A 6,688-nucleotide genomic window follows, 5' to 3' on the forward strand; every position below is an offset into this window, starting at 1 on the left:
GACAACTGCTGAAAAAGCGACCGACGAAGTCGAGGCGGCTGCGACAACTGCTGAAAAAGCGACCGACGAAGTCGAGGCGGCTGCGACAACTGCTGAAGAAGCGACCGACGAAGTCGAGGCGGCTGCGGCAACTGCTGAAGAAGCGACCGACGAAGTCGAGGCGGCTGCGACAACTGCCGAAGAAGCGACCGACGAAGACGCGGCGGCTGAGGCAACTGCTGAAGAAGCGACCGACGAAATCGAGGCGGCTGCGACAACTGCTGAAGAAGCGACCGACGAAGTCGCGGCAACTGGGGCAAATGCTGAAGAAGCGGCCGACGAAGTCGAGGCGGCCGAGGCAAATGCCGAAGAAGCGGCCGACGAAGTCGCGGCGGCCGAGGCAACTGGGGCAAATGCTGAAGAAGCGGCCGACGAAGTCGCGGCGACTGAGGCAAATGCTGAAGAAGCGGCCGACGAAGTCGAGGCGGCTGCGACAACTGCTGAAAAAGCGACCGACGAAGTCGCGGCGGCTGCGACAACTGCTGAAAAAGCGACCGACGAAGTCGAGGCAACTGAGCCAACTGCCGAAGGAGCGGCCGACGAAGTCGCGGCGGCTGAAGCAAATGCTGAAGAAGCGGCTGACGAAGTCGAGGCAGATGAGGCAACCGCCGAAGAGACTGCTGACGAAGCCGTCGATGAGGAAGATCTTGACCTCGAGCCTGCGGTACTGCCCAGCGAAGAAGAACGCCGGCGTGCCAAGGACGAGCTTAAGGAGCTCACCGAAGCCGTCGGCCGCCTCCACTCGATGGATGATTATCTCGACTATGCAGACCGGGAGTCGCGGGAGCATCACCCCCGTCGTGCCGTCTTCGCCTACAAGCAGGCGCTCGGCATCTACTGGAACGATGATTACGCACCGTTCATCGCCATCAACCTTGGCAATACCTACAAGGAAATGGGCGATTATGAAGCTGCAAGCGAAACCTACGAGGCGGCGCTCACGCTTCCAGCAACGCAAAAAAGTGTTGCCATGCAGCAGGAATTCCACCGAAGTGTCGGCTACCTGCGCACCGTCCAACATATCTTGGCAAGCCACGGAATTGCCCATACGCCCTTTGCGCAAATACCGCCTGAAATCTCTGCGGAGATCGAAAGCGCCGCTCAAGAGGCATAAGGATACAACTCCGATATAGAGAAAGAAAAACCTATCACACACAGGGGGAAATATCTATGAAGACAAGTGCAGAAATCTTAGGATTGCCCGTGATCAGCATCACCGAGGGCCGCGAGCTCGGCATGAGCAAGACCCTGCTCATCGACGCCAAGAACGGCGCCGTCGCCGCCATCACGATCGAGGATGACGACTGGTATCGCGGCGTCAAGCTCATCCCATTTGAAAGCGTCATCGCCGTTGGCGCCGACGCCATCACGATCACAAACAGCGAGAACATCCTGACGCTTGAGGACGCCGTCGACTTCGAGAACCTGCTCGACGAGAACGTGCGCATCATCGGCACGAAGGCGATCACAAAGGCAGGTACGATCCAAGGTTCTGTCAGCGAGATCTACGTCGGCGACGACGGCAAGGTCGTGCAGTGTGAGATTTCCGACCCGCAGGGAAATTTCCTCGACAACATCTCCGCCGAGCAAATTTCCATCTTCGGCAAGCAGGTCACGGTCATCGACAGCGGCAGCGTAACAGCGACCGCATCTCCTGCCATGCCCGCAACCGAAGCTCCTGCAGCTCCCGCCTTTGAAGCTGCCCCGACATTCGCCGAAACGCCCGCCGCTGAGCCATCTGCCGAGTCCGTTCCCGAGCCTGCGCCCGAGACGCCTGCAGTTCCTGATATGTCCACGGCAGAGCCGACGGAAGAGCCGACGCCGGAATCCGTCGCCGAACCCGCTGCCGAGACGCCCGCCGAAGCTCCTGCACCAGAGCCGGCAGCTGCGCCTGAAACCGCGGAAGACCCTGCGGAAAAGGCAGCCGCCAAGGCGACCGAGGACAGGCATCGCCGCTTCCTGCTCAACAAGAAGGCATCGCGCCGCATCACGACCGACACGGGCGTCGTCATCGTCGAAGCCGGCGGCGACATCACCGAAGAGGTTCTCCAGAAAGCGAAGCTCGCCAACAAAATCATCGAGCTTTCGATGAACGTACAGTAAGAAGGCAAAGAAAATCCCCCGACACGGCAAAATGCCGCTTCGGGGGATTTCTTGTTTACGTTGTAGTGGCATCGTGATATAATTGAAGAGCAAAGGAGATGATACTATGGCAACCGTATCCGCACAAATCCGACTCGATCCCGAAGTCAAGGCACGCTCCATGGCGCTTTTTCAAAGCCTCGGACTCGACCTATCCACAGCCGTCAACGTATTCCTGCGCCAATGCCTGATCCATCGCGGCCTGCCATTCAGCGTGAAGGCGGGAACCTGCTCCGCCGAGTTGCTTGAGGCCATTGCAGAGGCTGAGCAGATCGCACACGATCCATCTGTGCCATCTTACAAGAGCTGGAAAGAACTAGAAGAAGCCTTGGAGAGCGAACATGCAGTATGAATTGAAGTACACGCGCGCCTTTCGTCGAGGCTACAAACGCGCCAAAAAGCGAGGACTGGATCTTTCGCTTCTCGGTGAAATCGTGGAAATGCTGCGTTGTGGCAAGAAACTGCCTAAGAAATATGCCGATCATTGCCTCAGTGGCGATTTTTCCCAATGCCGTGAATGTCATATTCAACCAGATTGGCTACTCGTCTACCGCATCGATGATGACATTCTAACATTGACCTTGATGGATACAGGAACTCATGCAGAATTATTCCATTAGAGTTTCTTGCTGTATATCCGAAAAGAGCCGGGCGAAGATGAAATCCATCTTCGCCCGGCTCTTCCTTTTTCACAGCCTATCATTCATCCAGCAGCGGCAGATACGCACCATATCCCTGCGCTTCCATCTCTTCTTTCGGCACGAAGCGCAGAGAAGCGCTGTTGATGCAGTAGCGGATGCCGCCCAATTCCTTGGGACCGTCCTCAAAGACGTGCCCGAGGTGAGCGCCGCTCTTGGCTGCCGTGACCTCCGTGCGCACCATGCCGTGCGACGTATCCTCGTGCTCCGCGATGAGAGAGGCGTCGATCGGACGCGAGAAAGCCGGCCAGCCGCAGCCCGAATCATACTTGTGCGTCGAAACGAAGAGCGGCTCCCCCGTCGTCACATCGCAATAGATTCCCGCGCGAAACTCATGATCGTATTCATTCTGAAACGGCGCTTCCGTCGCCTTCTCCTGCGTCACCTTGTACTGCATCGCCGTCAGGCGCTCCTTGAGTTCATCGTCTGACGGGCTCGCATAAGACTTCTCCTTCTGCCCTTCTTTCGCCGCTTCGCTCTTCTCGCGCATGTCGGCCATCAACGAAAGCGGGATATGGCAGTAGCCGTCCGGATGCTTTTCGAGATACTTCTGATGCTCCTCTTCCGCGCGGTAAAAGTTCACGATAGGCCCCGTCTCTATGGCGACAGGCTTTTTCAGTCTCTCCTCCAGGCGACGCAGCGAATCGCCGATCACAGCGACTTCCCCGTGCGCCCTGCCGCTCTTTGCCACATAGTAGATCCCCGAACGATACTGCTCACCGACATCGTTGCCCTGGCGGTTCTTCGCCGTCGGATCGATGGACTCGTAAAACAGTTCCAACAGCTCTTCGAGCGGCAGAACCTTCGGATCGTAGACGACATGCACGGCTTCGGCATGGCCGCTGCCCGAGCATACCTCGCGATACGACGGACGCGCCGTGCGCCCGTTCGCGTAGCCGCTCTCCGCCGATATGACGCCGGGCGCAAGGCTCAAGTAATGCTCCGTGCCCCAGAAGCAGCCGCCCGCGAGGTAAATCTCCGCCTCGCCTTCTTGCGGCGTGTTCTTCTGCACGATTTCCTCAGGCATCTCAGCCATCGCTGCGGGCGCCGCCCCGCAGCCGCCCAGACAAAATGCAAGCCCCAAGGCGCAGATGATGCGTAAGGATGGAATTTTCATAGGTACCTCCCTCTAGGTCATGAAATGCACTTTCTTTTCTCCACTATACCACAGAAAACGAAAGATATGATAATAAGAGAATAAAAATTATTTAAGAATAATCCTGCTCTCTTGTGCCTCCGTATTTTTCCTTGCATAAACAAGAAAAGGAGCGTACAATAGGGACGTGCTTTTCAAAAACGCAGGCAAACACATGCGCGAAGACAGGCAGCTGAATTTATCCGGGATTCCTTTATTATAGAGCGAGGCTGTCTTATGAACATCATCGGTCTCTTGCGAAGGCTGTCGCCTTTCCGCATCATCATCTTGAGTTTCCTCGTCCTGATCCTCTGCGGCACAGGACTTCTGATGCTGCCTTGGGCAACGGCAAACGGCGAGGGCGCCTCCCTTTCGGACGCGCTCTTCACTGCCGTTTCCGCCAGCTGCGTGACAGGACTCACCGCCGTGGACACCGCTTCCTACTGGACGCTTTTCGGTCAGCTCGTCATCCTCGCCATGATTCAAGTCGGCGGCTTCGGCGTCATCACAGTCGCCGTTTCTCTCGCCGCTCTTTCCGGACAGCGCATCGGACTCATGCAGCGCAGCCTTTCCAAGGAAGCTGTCTCAGCGCCGCAGCTCGGCGGCATCGTGCCGCTCCTCTACTTCATTCTGCGCTTGACTTTCTTCATCGAATTTCTCGGCGCGCTCTTCCTCGCCCCTTCTTTTTGCCAAAAAGTCGGCCTCGTGCGCGGCATTTACTTCGCCGTCTTTCACTCCATCTCATCCTTCTGCAATGCGGGCTTCGACCTCTTCGGCAATTCCTTGATGGACTTCGCTGCCGACCCCGTCGTAAACATCACGGTCATGCTCCTCATCATCGCCGGCGGCCTCGGCTTCACCACCTGGGCGGACATACGTCTGAACCGCAGAAATTTTCGCGCCTACAGCCTGCAAAGCAAGATCGCCCTCACGATGACGGCAGTCCTCATCCTTGTTCCTGCGCTTTTCTTCTTTTTCTTCGAGCTTGATCCCGGCGTTTCCACGGGCGAACACTTCCTGATCTCCCTCTTTCAATCCGTCACGACCCGCACTGCCGGCTACAATACGATCGACATCAAAGACTTCAGCGAGACGGGACGCGCCGCTCTCATCGTCCTGATGCTCATCGGCGGCTCTCCCGGCTCCACGGCGGGCGGCATCAAGACGACGACGGCTTTCACCTTGTTCGCCATCATGATCGCCACCTTTCAGCTCAAAGAGAATCCGACCTGCTTCTCTCGTCGTCTTTCGCCCGAAACCCAGCGTCACGCCGTCACCATCCTCATGATGTATCTGCTGCTTTTTGCCTCTGGCAGCGTGCTGCTCAACCTCATCGACGACATCCGCTTGATTGACAGCGCTTTTGAGACGGCTTCCGCGTTGGGGACCGTCGGTCTTTCCATCGGCGTCACCGAGGATCTTGGCCCGCTTTCCAAATGCGTCATGATGATTTTAATGTTCTTCGGACGCATCGGCGGCCTCACGGTCATCTTTGCGGCACACGCGCGCGGCCGGCACGAATCCGGACGCCGCCCGGAGGAACGAATCACCATCGGATAGGAGGAACATCATGAAATCCATCCTGCTCATCGGTCTCGGCCGCTTCGGCCGCCACATTGCCGAAAAGCTGCACGACATGCAGCATGCGGTCCTCGCCGTCGACCACGACGAAGACCGTGTAAATCGCATACTGCCGCTCGTGACGAATGCGCTCATCGCCGACAGCACCAATGCAGACTTTCTGCAGTCTCTCGACATCCCCAGCTTCGATGTCTGCATCGTCGCCATCGGCGATGACTTTCAGAGCTCCCTCGAAACGACCTCGCTCCTCAAGGAGTTCGGCGCTCGCTATGTCGTAGCACGCGCTTCGCGTGACATTCATGAGAAATTTCTGCTGCGAAACGGCGCGGACGAAACCGTCTACCCCGAGCGCCAACTCGCCCTTTGGACGGCCATCCGCTGCGGTTCCAACCACATCCTCGACTACTTCCCGCTCAGCGACGAATACGCCATCTACGAAGTGCCCGTGCCCAAAGCATGGGAAGGGAAAAGCATCATCGAGCTTGATATCCGCCGCCGTCATCACCTGAACATCCTCGGCATCAAAGCAGGCGACCGCATCGACCTCAATATCTCCGCCCAAACCATTCTCGCCGCCAATGCCGCCGTCCTTGTCGCAGGCAAGCAGGAAGACGTCGACCACGCACTTCGGAAAAATGATTGACTGTTCCGAGCAGAAAAACCATGCCGAACATCTCGCCCCGTTCCTTTGCCCGCTTTTAACGCTTGCATATTCGCGCTTCTTCTGCTAGAATATACACATTGCCTGCGGTCGTAGCTCAGCTGGATAGAGCATCTGCCTCCTAAGCAGGGGGTCGCGCGTTCGAATCGCGCCGATCGCACCATGAAAATAAAGCCTGCACCTCTTCGGAGGACAGGCTTTTTTGCTGCATATTGATCTGCTGCACACTCAGAGAAGCGGCGCCTTTTTCCTCGCTGCGTTGAGAAGGTCGCGGCAGCGTATGCCTTCCTCCGGCGAATAGGCGAGCGTGATGCGGCACTTCATGCCGTACTTTCCGTATTCCGCATTTCCCGGGCGGAAAATCGCTTCGATGCCCTTGACGTTCAGTTCCAAAAGCGGCTTGCTCGTCACATCGCGCACAAAGACGGCGAA

General features: G+C 57.3%; 8 protein-coding genes, 1 tRNA gene and 1 pseudogene. 7 read left to right on the forward strand and 3 right to left on the reverse strand.

The annotated features are described in order from the left end of the window. Positions 1-781 (reverse strand): hypothetical protein (locus QZ177_RS10225; RefSeq protein ID WP_294177364.1); only part of this gene is annotated, 781 nt, incomplete at its 3' end. A gap of 3 nt (positions 782-784) precedes the next feature. On the opposite strand from QZ177_RS10225, the gene QZ177_RS10230 reads away from it, so the two are divergent. From QZ177_RS10230 to QZ177_RS10245, 4 genes are all read left to right on the forward strand, one after another. After that, positions 785-1,153, forward strand: coding sequence for a tetratricopeptide repeat protein (locus QZ177_RS10230; RefSeq protein ID WP_050992526.1), 369 nt, complete (start codon positions 785-787; stop codon positions 1,151-1,153). 56 nt (positions 1,154-1,209) lie between these two features. Then, positions 1,210-2,142, forward strand: coding sequence for a PRC-barrel domain-containing protein (locus QZ177_RS10235; protein WP_009646884.1), 933 nt, complete (start codon positions 1,210-1,212; stop codon positions 2,140-2,142). Between the two features lie 106 nt (positions 2,143-2,248). Next, positions 2,249-2,533 carry a type II toxin-antitoxin system RelB/DinJ family antitoxin gene (locus QZ177_RS10240; protein ID WP_294177369.1) on the forward strand — a complete coding sequence of 95 codons (285 nt, stop codon included), beginning with the start codon at positions 2,249-2,251 and terminating at the stop codon, positions 2,531-2,533. Beyond that, a complete protein-coding gene (locus QZ177_RS10245; RefSeq protein WP_294177371.1) occupies positions 2,523-2,801 on the forward strand; it encodes a type II toxin-antitoxin system YafQ family toxin in 279 nt (92 codons plus the stop codon). The genes QZ177_RS10240 and QZ177_RS10245 overlap by 11 nt, the downstream gene beginning before the upstream one ends. Before the next feature lie 79 nt (positions 2,802-2,880). Here the strand turns inward: QZ177_RS10245 and msrB are convergent, their stop codons facing one another. After that, positions 2,881-3,996 (reverse strand): peptide-methionine (R)-S-oxide reductase MsrB, encoded by a 1,116-nt coding sequence (msrB, locus tag QZ177_RS10250; protein ID WP_294177372.1) that lies wholly within the window; start codon positions 3,994-3,996, stop codon positions 2,881-2,883. A 255-nt stretch (positions 3,997-4,251) separates the two neighbouring features. Between msrB and QZ177_RS10255 the strand changes: the two genes are divergently transcribed. The 3 genes from QZ177_RS10255 to QZ177_RS10265 all read left to right on the forward strand — a co-directional run bounded on the left by QZ177_RS10255 (position 4,252) and on the right by QZ177_RS10265 (position 6,419). After that, positions 4,252-5,574: a TrkH family potassium uptake protein gene (locus tag QZ177_RS10255; protein WP_006190600.1), complete on the forward strand. Its 1,323-nt coding sequence runs from the start codon at positions 4,252-4,254 to the stop codon at positions 5,572-5,574. Positions 5,575-5,584: 10 nt separating this feature from the next. Next, positions 5,585-6,238 (forward strand): TrkA family potassium uptake protein, encoded by a 654-nt coding sequence (locus QZ177_RS10260; RefSeq protein WP_009646898.1) that lies wholly within the window; start codon positions 5,585-5,587, stop codon positions 6,236-6,238. A gap of 104 nt (positions 6,239-6,342) precedes the next feature. Further along, positions 6,343-6,419, forward strand: a tRNA-Arg gene (locus tag QZ177_RS10265). Positions 6,420-6,484: 65 nt separating this feature from the next. Here the strand turns inward: QZ177_RS10265 and QZ177_RS10270 are convergent. Next, positions 6,485-6,688, reverse strand: a pseudogene (locus QZ177_RS10270) (GGDEF domain-containing protein); the annotation flags it as partial.

Source organism: uncultured Selenomonas sp. (assembly GCA_905372355.1).
Lineage (GTDB): Bacteria > Bacillota > Negativicutes > Selenomonadales > Selenomonadaceae > Selenomonas.

Bases quoted from the DNA above. Each gene is read 5' to 3' on its own strand.
- QZ177_RS10230 (WP_050992526.1), top strand. From the start codon at position 785: ATGGATGATTATCTCGACTATGCAGACCGGGAGTCGCGGGAGCATCAC.
- QZ177_RS10235 (WP_009646884.1), top strand. From the start codon at position 1,210: ATGAAGACAAGTGCAGAAATCTTAGGATTGCCCGTGATCAGCATCACC.
- QZ177_RS10240 (WP_294177369.1), top strand. From the start codon at position 2,249: ATGGCAACCGTATCCGCACAAATCCGACTCGATCCCGAAGTCAAGGCA.
- QZ177_RS10245 (WP_294177371.1), top strand. From the start codon at position 2,523: ATGCAGTATGAATTGAAGTACACGCGCGCCTTTCGTCGAGGCTACAAA.
- msrB (WP_294177372.1), bottom strand. From the start codon at position 3,996: ATGAAAATTCCATCCTTACGCATCATCTGCGCCTTGGGGCTTGCATTT.
- QZ177_RS10255 (WP_006190600.1), top strand. From the start codon at position 4,252: ATGAACATCATCGGTCTCTTGCGAAGGCTGTCGCCTTTCCGCATCATC.
- QZ177_RS10260 (WP_009646898.1), top strand. From the start codon at position 5,585: ATGAAATCCATCCTGCTCATCGGTCTCGGCCGCTTCGGCCGCCACATT.